Below are 24,632 nucleotides of genomic sequence, written 5' to 3'. Positions count from 1 at the left end.
GCCTCCAGCGCGAGAGCCTAGAACCCGGCAAGGTCGTCGATAGGCATCGCCAGCTTTCCGCCGGTGATGCGCTGGAGCGTACGGCCGACGACGGTAATGTTGTTGTCGAAGCTGCCATGGCTGGCGGGGATGGTCGCCCCCGCCAGCGTGGTGGGCACCGTGGGCGTAACGGTCACATCAATGCGTTTGTCCAGGCCGCTCTGCTTCGCCACCTGCCGCCAGTTGCCCAGGGCCTCTCCTGAACTGGAGGACCCATCCCAGCGCTTGTAGGACGCATCCATGACGTTGGCGAGGCCGAGGATGGGCGTGCGCACATCCAACTCGAGCGCATCGGAGACGAAATACAGCAGCGATTTGCGATAGACGGAAGCGACGTTGTCATTTCGCTCGTTGTCGTCGGACAGGACATCGAGGTACATGCTCTCCATGAGGTCCGTATGGGGTGCGTAATGCTGGTTCGCGAACTGCACGGTGCAGGCCGGTGCATAGAGGTGGATGGATTTCACCCACGCGTCCAGGCCGCGGGCTGCCAGTACATCCACGAGCCAGCCGTGGAAAATGGCGCCTGCGGAATGACCCACGAGGTGGATCTCAAGCTTGCTGCCCCAGCTCTGGGTGAGGTTTTGCAGTGCGGTGACAAGGAGGTCGCCACCGCGCGTCGGCTGGCTTGCCCCTTCCGCGTTCTCCTTCATCTCGCTCCATACGGGCCGCGCGAACGGGCGCCCGATGGTGGTCTCGATCACCGTATCGGTCAGGTCGGTCACGGCCTCCCGCAGGCCGCCGGCACGCGTCGAGCCATGAAAACGATCACTGATGATGTCGTCGATCGATTCGAGCAGGCCGGTCTTCCACACCATGAACAAGGGGTAGCACCCATTGCCGGTGAAGTACCGGCCCATGATGCTCGCGCGCTTGATCGCATCGGCTTCGCTGTTGAGGCCGCCATGCGCGTAGATCACCAGCCGCTTGGTCGCCGAGGGCTGCTGGCGAAACCACTGGTCGGGCAAGGTGCACGCCTGGTAGAGAAGGCTCCTGCTCATCTCATCCGGGGTCAGGTAGCGCGTGACACGGCCGTCGTTGCCAAGCACGATGCTGTGCTCGTACGCATCGGCATCACTCCACGCCGCGGCCCCGGCCTGCCCTGCGCGCCGGGACATCCCTGTGGTGCCAGCGGCACGCTGGCCGAACACCAGGCCACGCACGCCCATCGCCACCACCCACGCATCCATGGCGTTGGCCAGCCAGTCGGCATAGGTGAGCACGGCGAATCCGCCGCAGCCCCAGGTCTTGCCCCACGAGTTCTGGACGACAAAACCACGGGTATTGAAGCCTACAAGGGCAAACGCGTGCCCATCCTGATGCGACGGGCGGCCGTCAAATTCGATCGCAGGCAGTGTCTCGTGGCCGGTTATCCGCTTACGCACGTTGGGAACGTTTTGCCATCCATCATGCGTGTTGGCGGATACATACACCGCGCCTGTCTCGAGAATGGCGGCTTGCAGGTCGGTAATCGTGGCGACATCCACCCGGTAATAGACACCCAGGGTGTTCGCCGTGGCGCGGTCCGCGTACCCGAACTTGGGTGGGTGGCTGTCGCCGGCTTTGTAGGGCCAATCGTCTTCAAGGCATACGCCGTTGTAGAACCATCCCTTGATGGCGCCTCGGCAGCTTGATCCATCGTAATTATCGCCAGCGTATTCGTCATAGCGCCGGGCGAAGTTGTAGAGCATGCGCGGGCTCACGGACTCAAGCTTCGGAAGCATTCCGGACTTCCGCCAGCGCAGGTAGTTGATGACACAGGCCAGGCCAAACCCCGTGCATGCACCTTCCTGCCCCTGGTCCATGATCAGGCCAGCCCTCGTATACACCGGCAGCAACTCCACGATGTCCTCGTCGGCCGGCGTGCAATCAGGCAGGCTATCCACCCGCGGGGCATACAGCCGGTCGCGCAGGTCGATCGGATCCTTGCTGGCATTGAGCTTGCGCGGTGGCAGCGCGGTCGTGGCCGCCGCTGCGCGCTTGCCTGCACGTGCTCGCGCCGTCGCTCCCACGCCTGTGCCGGTCGCTTCCGGCCAGACGGTCTTTGCGATGGTGAATACACTGCGAAACTTGTCCAGGCCGTGCGTGCCGCCATTGACCAACTTTCGTGCGCCGGCAAGGTCACCCGCCGCGAGTCGCTCGCGAGCCTTCGTGGCAACATCGCCCAGGAAGGTCGCCAGCAGTACGGCCGCTACTTCGGGCGCATCCGCCAGATCCGGCAATGCCTCGATGTCCAGGCCAATCTCGCCGGCGTATTTATGGTAATTAGCCCGCCCGGTGAGCTGAACGAAGCCGCGGCCACGATAGCGCGCGCCATCACCCGGCTGCGTGTTGCCGAGGTCCTTCCGCCCCTCGTAGGCGCTGAACGGGGCCATGCCGGGCGTGGTGTTGAAGTGCGATGGGAACTCCGGAATGGGAACAAAGCCCTCGGTCTCCGCACGGATCGTCCCCAGCGCAGCGCATACCATCGGGCGATCACGCAGGCCAAGCACCGCCAGCGCGGCCGCGACATAAGGCAGGTAGCGCGCGATGTTCGATGCCTTGGTGGCGGGGAAAAGCTGCCTGACGGCATCGAGGGTAAGCGGCACTGTGGTCGGCGCGAGCGTGACCAGCCCCAGCACGCTTTGGCAATAAGGCCCGATGATCGCATCAGCGACCAGGCCGACACCGGACTGCCAGCGCCGCACCGCCGCATCGGTCAGGTCATCGAACTGGTTACCACTGGCCAGGCCAGGAAACGCATCGCTGGCATCCTTGAGCAAGGTGGCGAGCTTCTTGCGCAGAAGCGCGACATCCGCACCCGAGGAACCCTTCACCAGAAGCAACGCCATGGTCACTCTCCTGCCGGCCCATGGGGGCTGGGTAAGAGGAGGGTTATACGCTTGTCGCGTGCATGCAACCCATAGCCCAAAAGGCTTACGTAGGAGCGCGCTTGCGCGCGATAAGTGAGTCGCGTCGCCGCTTCGTTGGCTTATCGCGCGCAAGCGCGCTCCTACAGCGTTGTGTTACCAGCGCATGCGGAAACCGAGCGTACCGCTCACGCCGTGCGAGTCGCCACCGTTCGACATGCCGTGTTGGCCTTGCACTTCGCCGTATACCGAATAGCGGCCACCTGCCCAGTCGAGCGCGCCACCCACGCCAAGGCCAGCCCACCAACGCTCGTTACGTGTGCTGACATCCGTGCCGGCGACGCTGGCGACGGCCTGGTCCTTGAAGTGGTTGTAGACGTTCGCGATCGCATACAAGTGCGTCGTTACGGCACCTGCGTCACCCTGTTGCGTGCGCAGGTAGTCCACCGTCATGCCCCCGCGTGCGACGCCCGCTTTGCCATCGGCTTGGGAAACGCGCGTATCGAACGCATCGTTGAAGCCATCGAACGCGGTGTGTCCGTAACTTACCTGGGCTTGCGGCGTGATCGTCCATGCATCGGAGAGCCAGAAGCGCTTGCCCGCCTCGACGCCAAACGCATAACCGGTGGCCTTATTGTTATCGGCAAGCACGCGGGCCAGTTCGCTCGAGTGCAGGTCCGAATCAAAACGCATCCAGTGCAGCTGGCCATCCACATAGAAGTCGTTGTCGCCATACCAGGTCAGCGCGGCACCCACCCCGTACGAGCGGGTGTTGATGCTGCCATCGCCGTAGGCCGAACGGACACTCGTGCTTTCATGGCCGTACTGGAGGGACAGGCTACCGACCAGCTTCCCATCGCCACCCTGGGACAGCACCGCGTCGGCGCCGACTTCGGACTTGGCGCCGGATACATCGTAGTTCGTGCCACTGGTGCTGCTCGCCGGCTTGATCGTCTGGTCCGCCCCCTGCACCCGCAGCCACAGGCCCTCGCCCGGCTGCATGGCATCGCGGCTCTGCTCATCCGCCCACTGGCGATTACCGGTTCGCTGGAACAGCGTATCCAGCGCGTTGGCTTGCTCCAGCATGCCCGCGTACGCCTCGTACACCGGCACTCCGGGCTGGTACAGCGGCGAGTTACCCGTGGGATCGCCCGCGCTGGCGTCGGTCAGTGCGGAGCGCAGATACCAGTCGCCATCCGCCGTATCCGTCGCGCCCTTGTACAAGCGATAGGCATACGCACCCGCAACCACCGCTTGATCACCCTGGAACACGTAGTCGCCCTTCAGGGTGAACGTGCCTGCGGAGTTGCCCTTCACATCGATCAGCTTGATGCCCTGGTTGGTCTGCTCTCCCGCACCGCCGACATTGGCCACCTGCACCTGCGTGTTGCCCGAGGTGCTGCCGCTGACAACCAACGTATCCGTGGCGGAGGCGTCGCCGCCCAGGGCCGTGTTGAAGCTCAGCGTGCCGCCCTGCCCTGTGTAGTCGCCGTTGATGGTGAGCGTGGTGCCGGGCGTCGCACCGAAATGCACGTTACCCGCGTTGGCCAGCGACGCCAGCTGCTGGGAGTGGCCAGCGAGGTCGAGCGCACCTCCCGCCTGCACCGAGAATGCCGAGGTGGTGTTGAAAGCGTTCGCAGCCGTTGCCGCCAGCGTACCGCCAGCCACCGTCGTTGCGCCGGCGTAGGTGGCGCCACCGCCAACGGCGAGCGTGCCCGCCCCGGCCTTGGTAAGGCTGCCCGTGCCTTGCATGCCGCCATCCAGCGTGAGCGTCGTTCCCGCATCCACATCGATCGTGCCATCGCCGCCAAGGCCCACGTTGCGCTGGCTGGTGAAGCTTCCGGTGGTGTGCAGCGTGGCGTCATCAATGGAAAGGCTGCCCAGCGCGTTGCCGAGGTTCGCATCGCTGGCCACCTGCAGCGTACCGGCATGCACATCGGTGCCGCCCGTATAGACGTTGGCGCCGCCCAGTACCAGGGTGCCGAGATCATCCTTCACCAGCATGCCCGCACCGTTGATCGCGCTATCGATCGTGGCCGTCATGGCGGCACCCGCCGAGCTACCGTCGCCCACGCGAATCGATGCGGCGCCGCCAGTCAGGGTGAGATCCCCACCGGCCACGGTGTAACCATCGGCCACGAACTGCAGGCCGGATGCGCTCACCGGTCCGTTGGCGTTGTCGATGGTAACCGTGCCGCCGGTGCCCCCGAAGATCGCGAATGCGCCATTGCTGTACGGCGCATTGATCGCACCATCGGCTTCGGTCCAGCGATCGTTGTCGCCGAGCTTCCACACGCCACTGCCGCCCGTGATCACACCATCGTTCGCATGGTCGGGGCCATCCCAGAAGTTGAGGGTCAGGCCGTTGGTATTCACCAGGTTCACCTGGTGGTCGATCGAGGTCTGCACAAAGTTATCGGCAGCCGGCAGCGTACCGAGCTGCAGGCCGTTATCGGTAAGCGCGCCGTCGTAGGTGAAGAGCCGGTACACGCCCGCTCCAAAGGCACCGCCCGGTGTGGTGGCGACATTGAGCGTGCCATCCAGGGCCAGGTTGCCGTGCACCACGGTGAGATCATTGAGCAGGCCGCCCGGCGTACCCGCCTGGCCCAGCTGGTAATCCAGCGTGCTGTTGGCGCCGAGGGCAAGGTTGCCGTTGATGGTGAGCGTGCCTGCCGCGCCCGCGACCGAACCTGGGCTTAGCGTGGCGCCATCGGCCACGCTGACGTCGCCGCCGATCGTGCCGCTGCCACCGAGCACGGCACCGGTAAGCACCGAGGTGGCGCCGGTAGCCAGGCTGGCATCGCCGTTAACCAGCAACGTGCCGGCCTGCACCGTGGTAGCGCCGCTGTAACGGTTGCTGCCGGTGAGCACGGTGGTGCCCGTGCCGATCTGGCTCACCGCGCCGGCGCCCGAGATGGTGCCGTCGAACGTGATACTGTCGGCGCGATCGAACGCCAGGGTGCCATCATTGGCGACGTTGCCGAGGATCGAGCCGGAGGTGCCGCCCTCGCCAAGCTGCAGCGTGCCGCCGGTGATGCTGGTATCGCCGGTGTAGGTGTTTTCACCCGCGAGCACCAGGGTGCCCAGATCCGATTTGACGAGCCCGTTCGTACCGGTGAGTTGCGACGCAATCGTTGCCTTCATGGTGGCACCATCGGTCGTGCCATCACCCACGCGGATGACCGGGTCGGTGCCCGTCAGGGTGATGCTATCGCCCTCCACGCGGTAGCCATCGGTGGCGAACTGCATGCCGGAGGTATTGATCGCGCCCAGGCTGGCATCGACGGTGACCGTGCCCGCGTTGGCGGCGAAGATCGCGAAGCTGTTGTCCTGGAACGGTGCGTTGACCGTGCCATCCAGCAGCGTCCAGTTATCGTTCCCGCTGGTGTTCTGCCACACGCCATCGCCGCCGCTGACCACACCGTCGCCACGGCCCCCGTTGCCATCCCACATATTGACCGGCAGGCCATTGGTGTTCACGAGGTTGACCTGCTGGGCCACCGAGGTCTGCAAGAAGTAATTGGGCGTTGGCACCGAACCGATCGCAAGGCCGTTATCGGTGAGGTTGCCGTTGTAGCTGATGATCCGGTAGATGCCTGGGTCGAACGTGCCACCCGACGATACCGATACATTAAGCACGCCATCCAGGGTGAGGTCGCCATTGACCTTGGTCAGGTCGTTGAGCGGGCCGCCCACCACATTGGCCTGGCCCAGGTCGACATTGACGTTGGATGCGTCGTTCAGCGCCAGGTTGCCGCGGATGGAAAGCGTGCCGGGTGCGCCACCGACCGCACCGGCATTCAATGCGCCGTTATCCGCGATGACAACGTCACCGCCGATCGTGCCATTGCCACCAAGGGTGCCGCCCGCATCCACCGTGGTCGCGCCGGTCGCCGCGGATTGGTCGCCATTCACGAGCAGCACGCCGCCGCGGACCGCGGTGGAGCCCGTGTAAGCGTTGGCGCCGGAGAGCACGGTGGTGCCCGAGCCGCGCTGCTCCACCGATCCGCTACCGGAAATAAGGCCAGCAAGGGCGAGCGTGTCGCTACGATTGAAGACCAGCGTGCCGTTATCGACAACGTTACCCACGATGGAGCCGGTGGTGCCGCCATTGCCGAGCTGGAGCACACCCGAACCCAGCACGGTGCCTCCGGCGTAGCTGTTGTCGGCTGTCAGTACCAGCGCACTGTTGCCGGTCTTGGTCAGTGTGCCCGAACCGGCAATCACGCCGGCCAGGGTCAGGTCGCCCAGCGTATCGAGCGTGCCGCCACCCGCTCCCAGCGTCACGCTGCGCGCGGATCCCAATGCAGCCGTGTTCTGCATGGTGCCACCATTGAGCGTCAGCGCGCCCGTGGCATTGCCGAGGTTGCCATCCGCGCCCACGGCGACCACGCCACCGTTGATTACCGTGCCACCCGCGTAGCTATTGGTGCCATCCAGCGTGAGCGTGCCGCTACCGGTCTTCGTGATCGCGCCCGCACCATCGATCGTGCCGGTAAGGTCAAGGTCGGCCAGCGTATCGAGCGTCGCGCCGCCCTGGTTGATCGTGACCGCGCGCGCGGTAGTGATCGCACCGGTGGTCCGCAGCGTGGCGCCATCGATGGATACGCCGCCTGCGGCAGCACCCAGATTGGCATCGCTGGAGATTTCCAGCGTACCTGCATTAACCGCCGTGCCACCGGTATACGTGTTGACGCCGTCCAGCACCAGGGTGCCCAGGTCTTCCTTCTGCAAGCCGCCCGTGCCTGCGAGGGTCGCGTCAATCGTCGCGGTCATACCGGCGCCGGCCGCCGTGCCATCGCCCACACGGAACACTGACGGACCGCCAGTGAGGGTGATCGCGTCACCGTTGATACGGTAGCCGTCCACGGCGAACTGCATGCCTGCGCTGGTCACGTTACCCAGCGAGTTATCCACGGTCACCGTGCCAGGCGCGCCCATGAAGATGGAGAATTCGCCATCCGTGTACGGCGCGTTGTACGAACCGGTCTGGTCCGCCCAGTTATCGTTACCGCTGCTGTTCTGCCACGTGCCGCTGCCGCCATCGATCGTCTGGTTCGCATGGCCGGTGGGGCCGTCCCAGAAGTTCAGGGTGAGCCCCGAGCCGTTGAGCAGGTTCACCTGGTGCGCGACCGAGGTCTGCACCTGGTAGGAACCACCGGGCGTGCTGCCGAGGGCCAGCCCCTGGTCGTTAAGCGTGCCGTCGTAGCTGATGATCCGATACAGGCCCGGGCCGAAGCTGCCGCCCGGCGTGGCCGAGACATTCAGCGTGCCATCCAGTGACAGGTTACCGTGTACTACCGTGAGGTCATTCAACGGCCCGCCGACGACATCGGCCTGGCCGAACTGATAGTTCAGCGCAGCACCATTGGCCACCGAAAGGCTGCCGTTGACCGTGAGCGTACCCGCGGCACCCGTATCGCCTGGCGCCAGGCTGCCGCCGCTGGCCACGACGACATCGCCGCCGATCACGCCCGTGCCACCCAGCGTGCCGCCGTTCTGCACGTTGGTACTACCGGTCGCGCCGGCCTGGTTGCCGTCGATAAGCAGCGTACCGGCTTCGATGTTCGTCGCACCCGTGTAGCTGTTGGCCGCACTCAGTTTGGTGGTGCCGTTGCCACGCTGGGTCACGCCACCCGTGCCGGAGACAAGGCCCGTGAAGCCGTAGGCATCCGAACGGTTGAACGCGAGGGTGCCGTTATCCACTACGTTGCCGACGATGGAACCGCTCGCACCACCGTTACCCAGCTGCAGCGTGCCTGCGGCAATGCTGGTCCCGCCGGTGTAGGTATTGGTAGCCGTGAGCACGGTGGTACCGGCGCCCTTCTGCTGCACGCTGCCACCGCCGGAGATCGTGCCATCAAGCGTCATCGCATCCGATCGATTGAACGCCAGGGTACCCGCCGCGACGATGACGCTCGGGCTGGCGATGGAACCCGTGGTGCCGCCATTGCCAAGCTGAAGGATGCCGCCGTTGATGACGGTATTGCCGGTGTACGTGTTGTTACCCGTAAGCAGCCAGGTGCCGGCATCGTTCTTGGCCAGCGTGGTAACACCTCCCGGGCCGTTGATGATGGAGCCGCCCATGGTGTTGGTGCCGGTGTTCGCACCACCCAGGCCAAGCGTGCGGTCGCCGCTGCCGGCATACGCAGCCGAGCCGGTGTTGCTGAAGACGATGGCCCCCGTACCGGAGGACTCGATCACGCTCGAGCCGGTCGAGAGGGTGAACAGACGATCGGTGGTATCGCCCGCACCGGTGTAGCGGAGCGTGGCGCCGCTACCGATCACGAGGTTGGCCGCGGCATTGGACGAGGCGCCGATACTGCTCGCCTGCCCGCCATTGGTGAGTTTGTCCACGCCCAGCACGCCACCGACGATGGTGGTCACGCCGGTATAGGTGCTCGATGGGTTGCGCAGGATCCACGTGCCCGTACCGGTCTTGCGCATCGATGTCTTGCCGGTGCCGTTATCGGCGAGGTTCGCGGCCAGGCTGTTATCCGCCGTGCTGGCACCGGTGAGCGTCACGGTTTGTGCGGTGTTGGCCGTGGCGTAAGCGATAGCGCCCGTGTTGGTGAACTGGATGGCACCCGTGCCTTCGGCGCCCAGTGCGCTGCTGGCCGACGCGCCCAGGGTGAACAGGCGATCGGTGCTGTCGCCGGTGCCGAGGTACTGCAGCGTACCGCCGTTGAGCACGATGTTTCCGGCGGCACTGCTCGCCGCGCCAAGGGAGCTGGCAGAACCACCGTTCGCCAGCGACTGCACGGAAAGTGTGCCGGCGTTGACCGTGGTGGTTCCCACGAAGGTGCTGGCCGTGCCCGCAAAATACTGCACGCTGCCCGTATTCTTGATGATATTGCCGTTGCCGGTCAGAGCACCGGAGTACATGCCCACGCCCGCGGAGGATGCGCCGTTCGTCGTGAGCGTGGCACCGCCGAGCGCGATGTTGCCTCCGGTCGTACCGCCGCCGGTAACGACGGCCACCGCGGTGTTAAAACCGTTGAGATCGAACGACGCCCCGGCGGTGTCGTCGAGACGCAGCGCCCCCGTGCCAAGCGCATTGACCACGCTCGCGCGCAACGTGCCACCGCGCACGTACGTGCCGCCGGTGTAGTTGTTGGCACCCGACAACACCAGCGTGCCCGGGCCCAGCTTCTGGAACTGTCCTGTGCCGGTGATCTGGCCCGAGACGCCCAATGTCGTCGTGGCGTTGCTGACATTGATCCCGCCGGCCGACGTGATCTGCATGCCGCGATCGATGGCGACATCGGTGCCGGTGTAGATGATCGTCCCGCTCTGCAGCAGCAGGTTGGTCGGTGTGCTGGCCGCGGCACCCAGGCCACTCGCCTGCCCGCCGTTGGCAAGGCAATCGGTCGTGATTGATGCGCTGGCCAGCGTGGTCACGCCGGTATACGAGTTCCCGCAGCCACTCATGGTCTGGCTGTGCGCCGAGATCAGCACGCCGCCCGTGCCGCTGATAGCACCGGAGAACGTGCCGTTGCCGTTGCTCTGCAAGGTACCGGAGCCGAGCGTGACACTGCCCGAACCGTTGAGGCCGGCCATCCATACGTTAAAGTTGGCCAGGTCAAGTGTTGCGCCCGGGTTGACCGTCATGGTCCCGGCGCCCGCGCCTGTCGCCGTACCACCAAACGCCTGGCTGGATCCTGCGCGCAGGGTGCCCGCCGTGACCACGTTGCCACCGGTGTAGGTATTCAGGCCCGACAGTACGAGCACCCCCGCACCATCTTTGGTCAGCCGGCCAGTACCCACGATCACGCCACTATCGGTCAGCGTGGTCGCCGCGTTGTCCACGGCGACCACGCCGCTGCCCGCGGCGAGGGTGATGCCACGATCGGTGGACGTCGTGGCGCCCGTGTATTCCAGTCCGCCGCCGTTCTGCAAGACAAGGCTCGTCGCATCGCTGCTACCCGCGCCGATGCCGCTCGCTTGCCCGCCATCGGCGAGCGTGCCTGTCGCAACCAGGCCGGCGCTGACAACCAGCGGGCCGACAAAATCGTTGCTGCCGTTCGACAGCGTCAGTGTGCCGGTGCCGGTCTTGGTGAAGCCGGCATCGTCTGGGCTCGTTACCTGCCCGCCGAACGTCAGGTTGGTGGTGCCATCGACCTGGATGGTGCGAGACGGGCCGCCGTTGACCAGCGTGAACCCGCGGTCCGTGCTGGCGGTCGCACCTGTATAACGCAGCGTGCCATTTTCCAGCACCAGGTTTGCCGCATCGGCCGTGGAAGCACCGAGCGCGCTCGCCGAACCACCGTTGGCGACGCTGCTGAAGGCAAGCGTGCCGCCGCTGACCGTCGTGCCACCGGTGTACGTATTCGCGCCTGTCAGCGCGACCGTACCCGTGCCGCTGCCGCCGGCAGCAAACGACGTCGCCCCGCCGTTATCCACGATGTTGGACGCGATGGTGAACGTGCCGGTACTGTTCTGCAGCACGCCAAGCGGGCTGCCGCCGGCACCACCGGTCATGGAGCCGCCCTGGATCTTCTGGCTAACGCCTGCCGCGCTGGGCGCAACGATGATGCTGCCATCCACGCTGAGCGTGTTGCCGGCCCCGACAGTAACGGTGGAATTGGCCGCCGCGGTGTACTTCAGGCCGCCCAGCGCGACGTTGCCATTCACCGTATTGGTGTACGGGGTGTTGGCCGTCCCACCCTCATCACTAACGATATCGCCGTTAAGCCACTGGCTCGCGTCATCCTTGTTGGCGTAGCTGGTGAACGCACCGATCACGCCACCCGTGACCTGCGCATAGTCGGTGCCATTCACGGTAGCCCAGCCACCCAGCACGCCATCGGCGTGCGTCGTGCTGAGTGTCGTACCCGCGTTGTAGCCGAAATCGATGAGGCCGCCCGTGCGGTTGATGCCACCCAACGCCACGTTGAGCGTGCCGCCCGTACCGGCAGTGGCGCTGATGCGGTTGCTGCCGGCGCTTATGTTCAGTGCGCTGAACGCCTGGCTATCGGCGCCTGCCCGCCCTTTGATCGCGAGCGTGCCGCCGTTGAGGTTCAGCGCGGAAGCCGCGTTGATGATGTTGTTTGCGGGTGCCCCCGCGGCGGAGAAGTCGAGCGAGAGCGTGCCGCCGCCAATCGTCGTGGCGCCCGTATAGGTGTTCGCGCCACTGAGGGTGGCCGTGCTCGCGCCGAGCTTGGTCAGGCCACCGGTGCCGGTGATGGTACCGCTGTACGCCGTGGTGCCCGTGGAGGACTTCAGTGTGAGCGTGCCACTGCCAAGGGCGACCGTGCCGCCCGCGCCGGCGAGCGAGGGTGCCGTCACCGATTGACCGTTGAGATCCAGGGTGCCGCCATCCACCTGGAGTCCGCTCGTGCTGGCGAAGGCCTGGTCGGTACCCGCCACGAGCGTGCCCGTGGTGACCGTGGTCTTGCCCGTGTAAGTGTTGGCGCCGCTCAACACCCAGGTGCCGGTACCGTTCATGGTGACGTTGCCGACGCCGCTGATGATGCCCGACCAGGTATTGCTGCCGGTGTAGGAGCCGCCGAGCGATATCGTGTCCGTGCCGCCTGCGACAAAGGCGGCGTTGCCGGACAGCACTAACCCGCCGGTGGTGCTGTTGTTGTTGACGAAGCTTGTGCCGTCGAACGTCCATGCGCGGTTGCTGCTCGCGGCGCCGCCCGTGTAGCTCAACGTGCCATTGACCAGGGCAATCACGGCGCCTGTGGCGGTGCCCGTGCCGAACGAGCTGGCCGTGCCGGTATCGGCAAGGGTATTGGCAACGGCCGTGATCGTGTTGATCTGGGAGGAACCGGTGTACGTATTCGCTCCGGTGAGCGTCTCCTTGCGCCCCGCGCTGCCGGAATAAACGAAGATCCGATCCGACGTGCTGCTCAGGACACCGCTCAGTTCGATATCGGCATTGACGGCCTGGAAGCCCATGCCGAGAAGCCATGCGTTGGTCGCCGCGATGTTGCCGGTGAGCTTGAGCGTGCCGGTGCCTGTATTCCTGAGCGTCGTACCGCCACTGGACGTGTTCTGGAACTGCCAGTCGCGGTTCGATGTATCGCCCGTGCCACTGTAGGTCACGGTGCCACCCAGGCCACCGCCCGCCTGCACGACAATAAGGCCGGTGATCGGATCAGTGGGTGCACCCAGCGAACTGGGGGTACCCAGATTTGCGATCGAAGTGAACCCGTAGCCGCCGCCACCCGCGAGGAAGACGGTGCGCCCCGTGTAATCGTTGGCCGCATTGCTCATGGTCACGCCGCTGACCGCGAGCACGCCCGCTGTGCCGGTGTAGCGCGCCGAGCCCACCAGGCCGCGGAGGGTGACATCGCCCGTGCCCGTGGTGGTGACCGTGCGCGTGCTGGCCAGGGCGCTACCCGTTGCGCTGAGCGAGGTGCCTGATGCCAGCGTAATGCCGTTGCTGGCGGCGCCGAGCGCAGCATCACTGTTGAGGATCAGGCCGGCCGACTGCACGTTGATGCCACCGGTGAAGGTGTTGATCCCACCCAGCGTAAGCGCGCCGGTGCCGGTCTTCGTGATCCCGGCGTTGCCGGCAATCACGGAATTGATCGTGGCCGCCCCCGTGGCATTGATCGTCGGCGTCGTGCCGGCCAGGGTCAACGTGCCGCCATCGAGTTCATAGCCGGTGATGGTGAAGGTGAGCGTTTGCGCAGTGATGCCACCACTCAACGTGACGGTGCCTGCCGTACCGGCGAACACGGCGTTATCGAGCGCGGCGTTGTTCCACTTGACGAAGGGGCCGGCCACGCCATCGCTGGCACTGTTGAAGAGCGCTGTACTGGTATCCCAGGTGCCTGTGCCACCGCTACCGGCCGAGCCGCCATTGACGTCCCAGTAGCGATCGGCCGCGGCGGCCGCCGGCATGTGCAGCGCGGTGAGCGCGGTAAGCACCGCAAGGCCAAGCAAACGTGCCGACGGGCCACGGCTCAGTTCCGGGCGCTCGTCGGTAGTCGCGGCAACACCGCGCCCCTTGCCATGCCTGCCAGCGAATTCAGACGCCACCACCCACGCGCCCACGGCCGTGGACCACACGATGCGGAATACCCGGTTCATCTCGTTACCCCTGTCAACACGCGCCGTTGCCAAACGCCGGGCAGCACAAGGCCGCCCCCAATCGGGCAATCGCGTCATCTTCGAAAGCGCGCAAAGCGCCGGTACGGATTGCGGCCTCGGTCGAATCTAAATCGATTCAAATGCTTGCGAAATAAAAAGCACTCGCTCGCGAACCCCGGCCACATGCCATGTCGCCGACGTTTCCTAGGAATTTCACGTCGGTGACTGGATGTTAAACAACTCCGTAGAACTACCTAGCCACTTAGGGGTGCGCAATTTCGGCGTTGCAACAAATATGTGAACTACTCCGCATTTCCTACGGCGTGGTTCACTTCGTGCTATCCCCTGCCGCTTGCTTTATGAGTGCGGTCATGAAGTCCGCGAGCTTGCCGACGGTGTCGTGGTCCTTGATCCCATAGGCGTCCGCGGTGCGCCTGATGTCGTGGTAACTGATCCATGTAATGCCCTGCGCGTCCTGCCAGATGGCGATGCGTAACGGCAGGTCGAGGGCCATGGCCTGCTGGTCGTGCATGAGCTTCGTGCCTACCTTCGGGTTCCCGAACACCAGGACCACCGTCGGGCGTAGCGACAGCCCCGCCTCCTGGGCATTGGCCGCATGATCGAAGGTCGCGAAGACAGGCACACCCAGTTTTGCAAGCGCGGCCGTGGCACGCGCCTGGGTCGTGGCCACGTCGGACGTGCTTTCCTTGACCATGAGGTCGGCAGGACCACTCGGAAGCTGGCCGGCCGACGCACCCGGGCCGATGGCCATGGCGGTCGCCGCCACGGAGAAGAGAAGGCCTGCCTTGATCATGTAACGCTCCGGGTTCGCGGACAGTGTCCAAGCGTGCCACTCCGCCATGCCCCATCGCCATCATCAATTAGGGTGCATTGCCCGTCCCCGGCCCGTTCGTATTTTTTACCCGGCTATATTACAGAACGCCTTTTGGCTGGCTGAGTCCGCCTATAATTAACGTTTGGTCTGTCCGGATAAGCACGCACCTATGTTGAGAAGCGACCAAGTCCTCGTCACCGTCGGCACCGCCTGCACCATCTCGGCGGTGGGCTCGACGGAAACCTATCAGGCGCTGGTAGCCCAGTCCGAGGAATTCCTTCCACTGGCGGCCTTTGATGCCGGCCTTGTCGAGCTCGACCCCGAAGCCGCCAGCGCCGCCGATGGCATGCGCTGGGCCACGGGCGAACACGCCGGCCAGCCGGCTTCCCTGGAAGAGCTCAAGCGCCTGCATGGGGCCGACCTGCGCGCCAACTCGGGTATCCGCCATGTGCCGGGGGTTCGCGACCTGGCGCCGCGCGTCGTCACCGACATCGCGGCACCGCTGCCGCATGATCTTGAAACTGTCGGCCTGCGCCGCCTTGCCGGCCTGCGCTACGAGGACATTCGCGGTTCGGGTCTGAAGGAAATGCATGGCCTGTTTCAGAACGACCCGCTGCTGAGCCCTTCGCTGCAGGCGCAGCTGTTTGCCTACGGCGCCCTGGGCGCCCTGGCCGGCCTGCCGCGACCACTCTCCGAGCTGGTGCCCAACCCACTTTCGTTCCGCGTGGCCTCCGCGACCGCGTTCGGCGGTAACGAGGCGCTGGGCCAGTGGCTGCGCCCCGATGCGCCCTTGCCCGAAGGCGGTTTCCCCAAGGACACGTTCGCGGTTCGCCTTGCGCATTCGCTCGGTTCCCACGGCCCCGCCCTGGTCTCCACCATGCTGTCGCCTTCCTTCAGCATCAGCCGCGTACTGAAGAACCCGGAACTGCGCGAGCAGCTGAAGTCCGATGAAGTGGGCTTTACGCGAGTGCCCCAGGCGCCGGCGACGGCGGTGGGCGCGTGCGCCTCCAGCCTCATCGCCCTGGCGGATATCGCCCCCCAGCTGCTGTTCGATTACCCCGGCTTCCAGCGCCCGCAGGTCGTACTGCTGACCGCCGCCGACGCTGCGCTGCAGCCGCGCTACGGCATTCTCGAGGCCTTTGGTGGCGGCGCACTGATGACCGGCGAGAAGCTGGCCACCAAGAACGCCGCGCACGGCGACGGTTCCGAGCGCACCGTGCACGATTCACTGGCGCCGTTCGATATCGACGCCGACGGCACGGTGGTCGGCCATGGTGGTTCCGGCCTGCTGGTGACCACGCTCGATTTCGCCCTGCGCAACCAGCTCGATATCACCTCGATCATCGTCGGCTGGGGCCAGAGTGGCGAAGCGGGCGGCAAGGCCCACTTCGCCGGCGTGGGCTTTGGCGGCGAGAATGCGCTCGTGCAGGCGCTGGACATGGCCTACCAGGCACACGGCTTCACCGTGGATGATTTCCAGTACCTGGCGGCGCACGCCACGGGCACCCGTACCAACTCGAAGACGGATCTCGGCACCGCGCTGGCTGGCCTGCGTGGCGCCGCCCAGCGCCAGGGCCGTGCAGGCGAATTGCCGAAGCTCTTCGTCGGCACGCCCAAGGCCGTGGGCGATGGCCACACCATGGGCGAGACGGGCCTGAAGGCGCTCTCGCAGGCCGTCCAGTTTGTGTTGGGCCGAACAGCACCGGGCGTACCTACGCTCCGCCGTCTCGACCCGGACCTCGCCGAAGTGGCAGGCCACTTCCACCTGCAGGCCGAGCCGTCGCCCGGCAACGCCGACGGTGGAGCCATCTGCGCCACGCAGGGCTTTGGCGGCTACAACGGCGCCGTCGCGCTGCGCTCGGCCACCGCCGAAACGCTGAAGCGCTATGCCACGGACCCGGCCGTGCTTGAGGCGTATCTCGCCGCATGGCCGGCGATTCGTGCCGAGCGTGAAAAACGCGAGCGCGTGGCGCGGCGTAGTCCTAAGCTTGCACTCGCCATGGCCGAGCGCCATCGCTGGGCCGGGCTCGAATAAGCGGCGACGCCCGACGAAAACACGCGTGACTCGCTACCGGCGCCCCGAACAAGGGCGCCGGTTTTTTTTGCGCCACGCACGGCATTCGCAAGAACGCTTCATCGATCGCAGGAATGCTGCGCCCCATGAGAAACATCTCACACTTTTCGCGACACACATGCATGTCGCAACAACTATCGAATCAAGCGCGTCAACGATTAGCCGTTGTAATCGTTGCATCAAGCATTCGTGAAGACTTTGCGAATCACATTTGTGATGTATTGATCACGTTCGTGGGTCTAACGTGGTGAGCGCGGCGTGTGTAGTGCCGGATTTGCAGCATTCGCACCTAGTGCGTGCAGGATGATGACGCCGGCCGATCGATAACATGCGTTCGCCGCCTGAATGTTGATCGGGGGCGCTGTGAAAAAAGTAAATAAATATTCATGCAGCGCAGGCGGGCGACAAAGTGTCGCGGAAGGTAGCTATTACCTTGCGAGTGCAAACACAATGCGCGCGCGTTTCTATCTGCTACACCATGCAAGGGGTTGTATGTCACCACCAGGGCGAGCCAGGGGCGCCTCCCTGATCGAGGTTCTTATCGCGGTACTGGTGTTCGGTGTCGGTATCGTCGGCCTCGCGGGTCTTCTCATCATTTCGTTCCGCTCGAACCAGGTAGGCTACCTGCGCACGCAGGCGGAATTTATTGCGATGAGCATGGCGGATCGCATGCGGGCCAATCCGCTCGCGGTGTGGGCTGGCAATTACGATTCAACGACATATCCACTCACGGTGACGCAGGATTGCACGAAGGCGGCGGCCTGCACGCCCGCACAACTTGCGAAGCGTGACCAGGCGCAATGGAGCTCGCAGCTCAATACGTTCCTGCCCAGCCCGAGTGCGTCCATCGCGTGCACCAAGGGGGCGACGGCAGACGCCACGCAATTGCAGATGCGACCTCCCTACGCAGGAAACTGCGTGATGAAAATCAGCTGGATCGAGCGCGCCGCGACCGATAACGCCACCAACGCCGCATCTGCGAGCGCCAACAACGGCGCGGTCGTGACGCGCACGTACGCCTGGAATTTCCAGCCATGATCGGCCCCCTTCTCACTTCGCCCCGCTCCACCCGCGGCGTATCACTGATCGAACTCATGGTGGCGATCACGCTGGGCATCCTCGTGGCGCTCGGCATCGTCAACATATTCAACACCACATCGAGCAGCAGCCTGGTCCAGGCGCAATTGGCCAGGCTCCAGGAGGGCGGGCGCTTTGCCATTACCGCGCTGACCAGCGATTTGCGCATGGCTAATGCGCAATATTGTTCGAACATGGGCGGGCAATCGGCCGCGCTCTCCAACGGCGCCATGACGCTCGATCGCTACCTGCGCGCCCCTAAGGTCATCATGTCGGGCGCCACCCTGCAATCGGCCCTGCAGGACGTCACGACGACCTGGGCCACGAAGAGTGGATCGAACACCTACCCCGCTGCACCCACGGTGCCTTTCATCCTGCCGTCCTGGTACGCCATGCGTGGCTATGACTGCACCACCACCGCATGCACGCCCGTGGACCCGGCCGGCCCGAGCACCAGCACGGGCGTTATTCCTGCGCAAGGCACGGCAACCGGCAACCGCGTGGTCGGCAGTGACGTGCTGACGGTTCGCTACCTGGATGGCACTCGCGGATGGACCCTGGACGGCGTGAACAGCAAGATGACCGTCGCATCCCAGGTGGTGAGCAGCATTACGGTCGTGCCCAAAACCGGCGAGCCGCTCCTGTCCGATATCAAAACGGGCGACCTGATGATGCTTGCCGATTGCAACGCCGGCCAGGTCTTTAGCGCGAAGGTGGCAGGCTCGGCAATTACCCCGGATTCGAACTACGTCAACCTGTCCCAGCCGACCGGCGTATCGCCACGGCTGTTCGACTTTAATCGCGACTACCAGACGGTGACGTATTACCTCCAGGTCGTGGACGACAACAACGGCAACAAGACCGGCGCGCTCATGCGCCGGCAGAACGGGGTGAGCTCGGAGGTCGTGCGCGGCGTGGAACGGCTCGATTTTCTCTATGGGGTCATGGATGCCACCGGCAACACCAGCTTCCGCAGCGCCTCCGATATCGATAGCGCGACCAGCTGCGCCTCATCCAGCCCCAATGTGCTTGGCACGGACCCGGGCTGCCTGTGGCGCTCGGTGCAAAGCGTTGAGGTACACCTGCTCATGGACGGGCAGAAGCCACTGTATGCCCTCAACACCGGCGATATGCAGTACCAGTATTACGGCGATACCGCGATTACCGGCCTTGCGTCGCCCGATGACACCAACCGCGCCGTAAAGCCAAGCCAGCAGGGCTTCGACAACCACATGCTGCGCCGTGAGTTCACCACGCTGGTGTCCATCAGGAATTACAACCCATGAAGAAGGAGCGCGGAGCTGTCCTGGTCGTTGCGTTGATCTTCCTGCTTTTGCTGACGATCGTCGCTATAACGAGCTCGAGCCGGTCGCTGATTCAGGAGCGCCTGGCCGGCGCCTTGCGCAACTCACAGCAGGCGGAGTGGTCGGCCGAGAACGCCCTGCGCGGCGTGGAGTGGCGCATCTTTACCGGTGATACCAGCCTGGGCTGCTACAACTCGAGCAACCCGGCCACGGTAAGCACCAAGGTCACGACCTTCCGCAATGCATCCACCTGGGTGACCGCCGGTGCCACGGAGTACAAGGGCGCGGGCGTTTCCATCGATTACACGGCGACCACCACCGATACCACCATGGCCAGCGCCACGCTGGCGGCGAACCCCTGGTACATCGTGGAGCTGCTCGGCCAGGACCGCGCGCCGCCCAATACGACGGGCGCGCAGGCGGAAGCTGGCTCGGGTGGCAGTACGACGGCGCGCTTTTATCTCTACCGGATCACCGCGCGTGCCACGGGCGGCAGCCCCAATACCATCCGCGTCGTCGAATCGACCTTCGTCACGCCTAACCTGTTCACGTGCACGCTGAGCTGAAGGAAACCGACATGCCCCGCCTTTCCTTCCCCTGGCGTACTGCCCTCTCCCTCCTGGCCACGTTGCTGGTCGGCTCGGCCGCGCAAGCGACCACGGTGACGCTCAGTAAAACCCCGCCAGGCGTGACCTCCAAGGTGGCGCCCAACATCGTCGTCACGTTCGATGATTCCGGCTCGATGAACTCCACGTCGATCCCGGATGAGATGGATGGCTTTTACGACAAGAAGTACTACTACTCGGCGAAGGGCAACCCGATCTACTTCGACCCGACCATCACCTACGTGGTGCCGCCGGATGCCACCGGCCTGCCGCTGGGCACGCCAACGTTCACGGCGGCATGGCGTGATGGCTACTGCGCGAACACGCTGACGAAGAAGTGCTGGGCCCCGAGCGGCAACTCGAGCAAGGGTGCCTATCTTGATCCGGTTACGATCGACCTTAGCAAGGTGTTCAGCACTAACTTCCTGGTCAACATCCAGGCGGGCAATTCCCCCTGCCCACGCGATGCGAATGAGCCCGGCTGGTACACCCAGACGAGTAATGGGCGAAACACCACCATCACGTGCCCGGCTCTCGAGATTCCGACGGCCGTCCGTGGCTCGAAGAAATCGGGCAACACCACAACCTACGATACCGGCGCCTTCTACTACGTTTGCACGGCCGCGGCCGACGAAAGTACCTGCACGTACCATCTCGTGGCCAATGAATCGGCGGCGATCCAGGCGAACTTCGCTATCTGGTATAGCTATTACCGTACGCGCAATTTCAACGCGCGCGCTGCCATCGGCCGCGTGTTCAGCGCGCTGAGCGACAACGCCGTTCGCGTAGGCTGGCAGACGCTGCAGACGCAGACAGGCAGTGGCAACTATTACACCAGTTCCAATGCGTACACGGGACTTACCTACGGCCCGCTCGCGACCGCGAGCAAGATCCTGGAGCTTGCAAACGGTGCCAGCTGCGCCGCAACGAGCACGACCGATACCTGCTGGCGAAGCCAGTTCATGAACTGGGTGTACGGCGTACCTGCAAGCGGCGGCACCCCTACCCGCGTCGCCACCATCCAGGCCGGCGAGTTCTACAAGCGGACGCTCAGCACGACGACACCCACGGCGCAGGACCCGTACTGGAACGGTAACAGCAGCCCGGCGGGTGAAGTTGCTTGCCGCAAGAACTTCCACATGCTGGTGACCGACGGCTACTGGAATGGCGATAGCGTCAAGTCCATTACGCCTTCGGATAATGCAGCCCTTATGCTGCCTGACAACACCTCATACTCCGTCTCGGATCCGAATTCGAGCATCTACTGGAACCAGTCCGGCACCACGGATCCGTCGCTCGCCGATATCGCGTTCGCCTACTGGGCGACGGACCTACGCCCCGACCTGACCAATAACGTGCCGGCGTACTGGCCGGACATCAGCACGGGTACCACTGGGGCGAAGACCACGGTGGATTCGGCCAAACCCGGCGCTACGCCCGAGGTTTACTTCAACCCCGCCAACGATCCCGCCACATGGCAGCACATGTCCCAGTACATGGTGACCATGGGTATTTCGGGTACGTTGGCCTATAGCGGCGACTACAACGCGCTGCGCACGGGCACCAAGAAGTGGCCCACCCCGCTAGTCGCTGGCGGCGCGGTCAATATCGATGACACCTGGCATGCGGCGGTCAACAGCCGCGGCGGTTACTTCAGTGCGGCGGATCCGACCTCGCTGGTCACCAGCCTGAGCAGCATCCTTTCCTCGGTGATCGCCAGCAGCTCCACTTCGCTGACGCTGAGCTTGAGCACCAACGTGCTCACCGCCAACGCGGTGGCGTACTACGCCGGGTACAACACCACCACATGGGGTGGTGAACTGAAAGCCATGAGCGTGGGCCTCACCGGTGTGGTCGGTGCCCAGCTATGGACCACCCTGACCACGCTCGACGGTCGCGACCTCAATGCGAAGCCACGCCTTATCGCGACCAGCACCGGGCCGGGCACCGGCACCGGCGTGCCGTTTACCTGGGATAACCTCAGCACCGCAGAGAAGGCGATCCTTAACTCGACCGACGGCACCGGCTCCGCAGCGACCACCGACACCCTTGGCTCGCAGCGATTGACCTGGCTCACTGGCTCCAAAGTGGGCGAAGGCAGCACGTTCCGTACGCGCGGCTCCATCCTTGGCGCGATTTTTGGCTCGCAGCCTGCCTACGTCGCCACGCCCAGCGGTAATTACAGCGACAGCTTCCCGTCGAATTCGCCGGAAGCCGCCGCGGTTACCACGAACAGCTATGCCGCATTCCTTACCACCTGGGCAACTCGCCCCGCGATGGTCTACGTGGGCGCGAACGATGGCATGCTTCACGCTTTCGACGCCCGCCTGGCATCGGACACCACGGCAAGCCCTGGCAACGAGCAGTGGGCCTATGTGCCCGCGAGCGTCTACCCCAACCTGCCCGCCCAGAGCAAGCTGAAGAACTTCGCCTTCACCCCGACTGTCGATGGCAGCCCGGTCACCGGTGATGTCTTCTTCAATTCAGCCAATGCCACCAACAACTCCACGAAGGGCTGGCACACGCTGCTGGTGGGCTCGCTTCGCTACGGTGGCCGCGGCGTGTTCGGTATCGATATCACTGACCCGAAGGCGGCGACGCTGAGCACGGCGACGGCCGTAGCTTCGAAAGTGCTGTGGGAATTCAACAGCGATAGCGTCTCGACGGCCGGTACGCCGGCGAACCTCGGCTACACCTTTGGCACCCCGGTCATCGCACGCATTGCCTGGACAAACTCGGATGCCACCGGCACCACGGGCAACACCGTGGGGCGCTGGGTGGTACTCGTTCCGGGCGGTTATTTCCCCGATGACAGTACGGCCACGGCGAAGGACAACACGTATAGCTCGCTGTTTGTGCTTGATGCGCAGACGGGGACGCTGCTCAAGGAGATCCGCACCCCGACCGGTACCGGCGTGACGACCAGCCACGGCCTGACCACGCCTACCCTGGGCGATTACGACGGTGACCAGGTGGCCGATGTCGCGTTTGCCGGCGATCTCGATGGCAACATGTGGCGCATTGACCTTTCCACGGCGTCGCTCAGCAGTGCGACCAAGTCCCAGGGCGTGAGTTTGCTGTTCAAGCCGGCGACCGCGAACACGCAGTCGATCACCACGGCGCCGCGCCTTGTCGCGGACCCGAACTCGGCCTATTTCATGGTCGTGTTCGGCACCGGGCGGTTCCTGAGCACCGGCGATACCTCTGATACCACCGTGCAATCCATCTATGGCGTACGCGACCCGGGCGCCAATGTCGCGACGCCCATCGGCGTTGGCTCACTGGTGCAGCAAACCATGTCCGTCGATAACGCCACCGGTGCGATCGGCGTCACCAGCAACGCGGTCCCCACGACCAAATCCGGCTGGTATCTCAATCTCAGCAACCCGGCGGGCGAGCGCGTCGTGGTCACGCCGGCCCTCGATGCCAGTTCGAGCACGGTGACGTTCAGCACGCTTATCCCGACGGCAACCGATCCCTGCACGACTTCGAGCTCGGGCTCCGTGCTTGCGCTTGATGCGACGACGGGCGGCGCCGCCTACGGGGTATCCATAGGCACATCCACCTACAGCATCGGCAGCGGCTACACGCTGGCCGGCGCACGCGTCACCGGGGCGGCCACCTCCGGCGCACTGAGCACCGTGGCGAGCCTGTCCGGTGGCAAGGCGTACAACCCGAGCTCGCCGACCGCGATCGGTGGCAACACCACTAGCACCGCCATTCCGACGGCGCGCCGTCGCGGCTGGCGCGTGCTCAATAGTGAGAATTGACATGAATGGCTTTCGTCAGAAGAAACGCGGCTTCACCCTTATCGAGCTGATGATTGCGTTGGGCGTTATGGCCATCCTGGCCGCCATCGCCATTCCCCAGTTCAATCGTTACGGGTTCCGCGCCCGTCGTGCGGATGGGCAGAAGCTGCTGATGGCGATCGCCAATGCGGAAGAGCGCTACTACGCGCAGCAGAACAAATACGCCGACCTGAAGACGATCGGCTTCTCCACGACGACGTCGTCTACCTCGGACAGCGGTTATTACGCGGCAACCGTTACCCTGGTCACCGTCAATACGTTTGTCGCGCAAGGATTTACTGCGACCGCGACCCCGGTACCAGGGCTGGCGCAGCAAAAAGACGTATGCGGCGCCCTGAGCATCACCAATGCCGGCGTGAAAGCCCCGCTCAACATCACGTCGAACGGGAGCTGCTGGTGAAATCGCGTGGTTTCACCCTGCTGGAACTGCTCGTGGCCATCGTGATCATGGGCATCCTCGCCGCGATCGCCATTCCCTCGTTCCGCACCACGATCCAGAAGCACCGCTTGCGCAGTGCAACCGATAACCTGCAGGCAGCCATCGATTACGCCCGTTCCGAGGCCGTCCTTCGTGCCACGTATGTGTCGCTGTGCGCCAGCACGGATGGCGCCACGTGCTCGAGCAGCAAGACCTACGAGACGGGCTGGCTGGTGTATGCGCACCCGGTGGCAACCACCACTGCCACGGATGTCTACACCACGGATTCGAGCAAGGGCATGCTGCTACTCAGGGCCGGCGGCGCGCTGACCATGGTATCGGCACGGGCCCTGGATACCGGCGTGGTGACGTTTGGCCAGCAGGGCCAGCTGGAGGCGGTCTCGACACGTACCAATGCCACCCAGCCCATGTATTTCGTGCTGTGCGCGGTCACCACCGGCACCGCCCTGCCGGGCCAGAATACGACCAAGGTGCCTGGCTCGCGCATTGGCATCAGTGCGTTTGGCGCAACAGCCGGCACGAAGCTCAATACAACGGATGCCTGCACGATCTGAG

At 64.6% G+C, this 24,632-nt stretch carries 10 protein-coding genes; 7 read left to right on the top strand and 3 right to left on the bottom strand.

From position 1 onward, the window contains the following. Window positions 1-17: 17 nt before the first annotated feature. The 3 genes from ABIE56_RS11475 to ABIE56_RS11465 all read right to left on the bottom strand — a co-directional run bounded on the left by ABIE56_RS11475 (window position 18) and on the right by ABIE56_RS11465 (window position 14,748). The gene (locus ABIE56_RS11475; RefSeq protein ID WP_429243947.1) at window positions 18-2,870 is read right to left on the bottom strand and encodes a C1 family peptidase; all 2,853 of its coding nucleotides are present in this window, start codon (window positions 2,868-2,870) and stop codon (window positions 18-20) included. A 174-nt stretch (window positions 2,871-3,044) separates the two neighbouring features. Then, window positions 3,045-13,934 (bottom strand): autotransporter-associated beta strand repeat-containing protein, encoded by a 10,890-nt coding sequence (locus tag ABIE56_RS11470; protein ID WP_429243946.1) that lies wholly within the window; start codon window positions 13,932-13,934, stop codon window positions 3,045-3,047. A 328-nt stretch (window positions 13,935-14,262) separates the two neighbouring features. Then, window positions 14,263-14,748: a DUF302 domain-containing protein gene (locus ABIE56_RS11465; protein WP_429243945.1), complete on the bottom strand. Its 486-nt coding sequence runs from the start codon at window positions 14,746-14,748 to the stop codon at window positions 14,263-14,265. Between the two features lie 190 nt (window positions 14,749-14,938). Between ABIE56_RS11465 and ABIE56_RS11460 the strand changes: the two genes are divergently transcribed. From ABIE56_RS11460 to ABIE56_RS11430, 7 genes are all read left to right on the top strand, one after another. Next, window positions 14,939-16,804, top strand: a complete 1,866-nt coding sequence (locus ABIE56_RS11460) for a hypothetical protein (RefSeq protein ID WP_429243944.1) — start codon at window positions 14,939-14,941, stop codon at window positions 16,802-16,804. A gap of 531 nt (window positions 16,805-17,335) precedes the next feature. Further along, on the top strand, window positions 17,336-17,881 hold the full coding sequence (gene pilV / locus ABIE56_RS11455; RefSeq protein WP_429243943.1) for a type IV pilus modification protein PilV: 546 nt from the start codon (window positions 17,336-17,338) through the stop codon (window positions 17,879-17,881). Next, a complete protein-coding gene (locus tag ABIE56_RS11450) occupies window positions 17,878-19,206 on the top strand; it encodes a PilW family protein (protein ID WP_429243942.1) in 1,329 nt (442 codons plus the stop codon). Before pilV ends, ABIE56_RS11450 begins: the two co-directional genes overlap by 4 nt. Next, window positions 19,203-19,790: a pilus assembly PilX family protein gene (locus tag ABIE56_RS11445; RefSeq protein WP_429243941.1), complete on the top strand. Its 588-nt coding sequence runs from the start codon at window positions 19,203-19,205 to the stop codon at window positions 19,788-19,790. Before ABIE56_RS11450 ends, ABIE56_RS11445 begins: the two co-directional genes overlap by 4 nt. A gap of 11 nt (window positions 19,791-19,801) precedes the next feature. Beyond that, the gene (locus ABIE56_RS11440; RefSeq protein ID WP_429243940.1) at window positions 19,802-23,599 is read left to right on the top strand and encodes a pilus assembly protein; all 3,798 of its coding nucleotides are present in this window, start codon (window positions 19,802-19,804) and stop codon (window positions 23,597-23,599) included. A gap of 1 nt (window position 23,600) precedes the next feature. Next, on the top strand, window positions 23,601-24,038 hold the full coding sequence (locus ABIE56_RS11435; RefSeq protein ID WP_429243939.1) for a type IV pilin protein: 438 nt from the start codon (window positions 23,601-23,603) through the stop codon (window positions 24,036-24,038). Beyond that, entirely contained in the window at window positions 24,035-24,631 is a 597-nt protein-coding gene (locus tag ABIE56_RS11430; protein WP_429243938.1) for a GspH/FimT family pseudopilin, read from the top strand. The genes ABIE56_RS11435 and ABIE56_RS11430 overlap by 4 nt, the downstream gene beginning before the upstream one ends. The last annotated feature ends 1 nt before the right edge of the window (window position 24,632 follow it).

The sequence above is a fragment of the Luteibacter sp. 621 genome, assembly GCF_050435445.1.
GTDB lineage: Bacteria > Pseudomonadota > Gammaproteobacteria > Xanthomonadales > Rhodanobacteraceae > Luteibacter.
Note: the sequence above shows the minus strand (reverse complement) of the source record. Positions and strands in the feature narration are given on the sequence as shown.

Excerpts from the sequence above, each read along its gene's own strand:
- ABIE56_RS11435 (WP_429243939.1), top strand. The coding sequence starts at position 23,601 with ATGAATGGCTTTCGTCAGAAGAAACGCGGCTTCACCCTTATCGAGCTG.
- ABIE56_RS11465 (WP_429243945.1), bottom strand. The coding sequence starts at position 14,748 with ATGATCAAGGCAGGCCTTCTCTTCTCCGTGGCGGCGACCGCCATGGCC.
- ABIE56_RS11460 (WP_429243944.1), top strand. The coding sequence starts at position 14,939 with ATGTTGAGAAGCGACCAAGTCCTCGTCACCGTCGGCACCGCCTGCACC.
- ABIE56_RS11470 (WP_429243946.1), bottom strand. The coding sequence starts at position 13,934 with ATGAACCGGGTATTCCGCATCGTGTGGTCCACGGCCGTGGGCGCGTGG.
- pilV (WP_429243943.1), top strand. The coding sequence starts at position 17,336 with ATGTCACCACCAGGGCGAGCCAGGGGCGCCTCCCTGATCGAGGTTCTT.
- ABIE56_RS11440 (WP_429243940.1), top strand. The coding sequence starts at position 19,802 with ATGCCCCGCCTTTCCTTCCCCTGGCGTACTGCCCTCTCCCTCCTGGCC.
- ABIE56_RS11450 (WP_429243942.1), top strand. The coding sequence starts at position 17,878 with ATGATCGGCCCCCTTCTCACTTCGCCCCGCTCCACCCGCGGCGTATCA.
- ABIE56_RS11445 (WP_429243941.1), top strand. The coding sequence starts at position 19,203 with ATGAAGAAGGAGCGCGGAGCTGTCCTGGTCGTTGCGTTGATCTTCCTG.
- ABIE56_RS11475 (WP_429243947.1), bottom strand. The coding sequence starts at position 2,870 with ATGGCGTTGCTTCTGGTGAAGGGTTCCTCGGGTGCGGATGTCGCGCTT.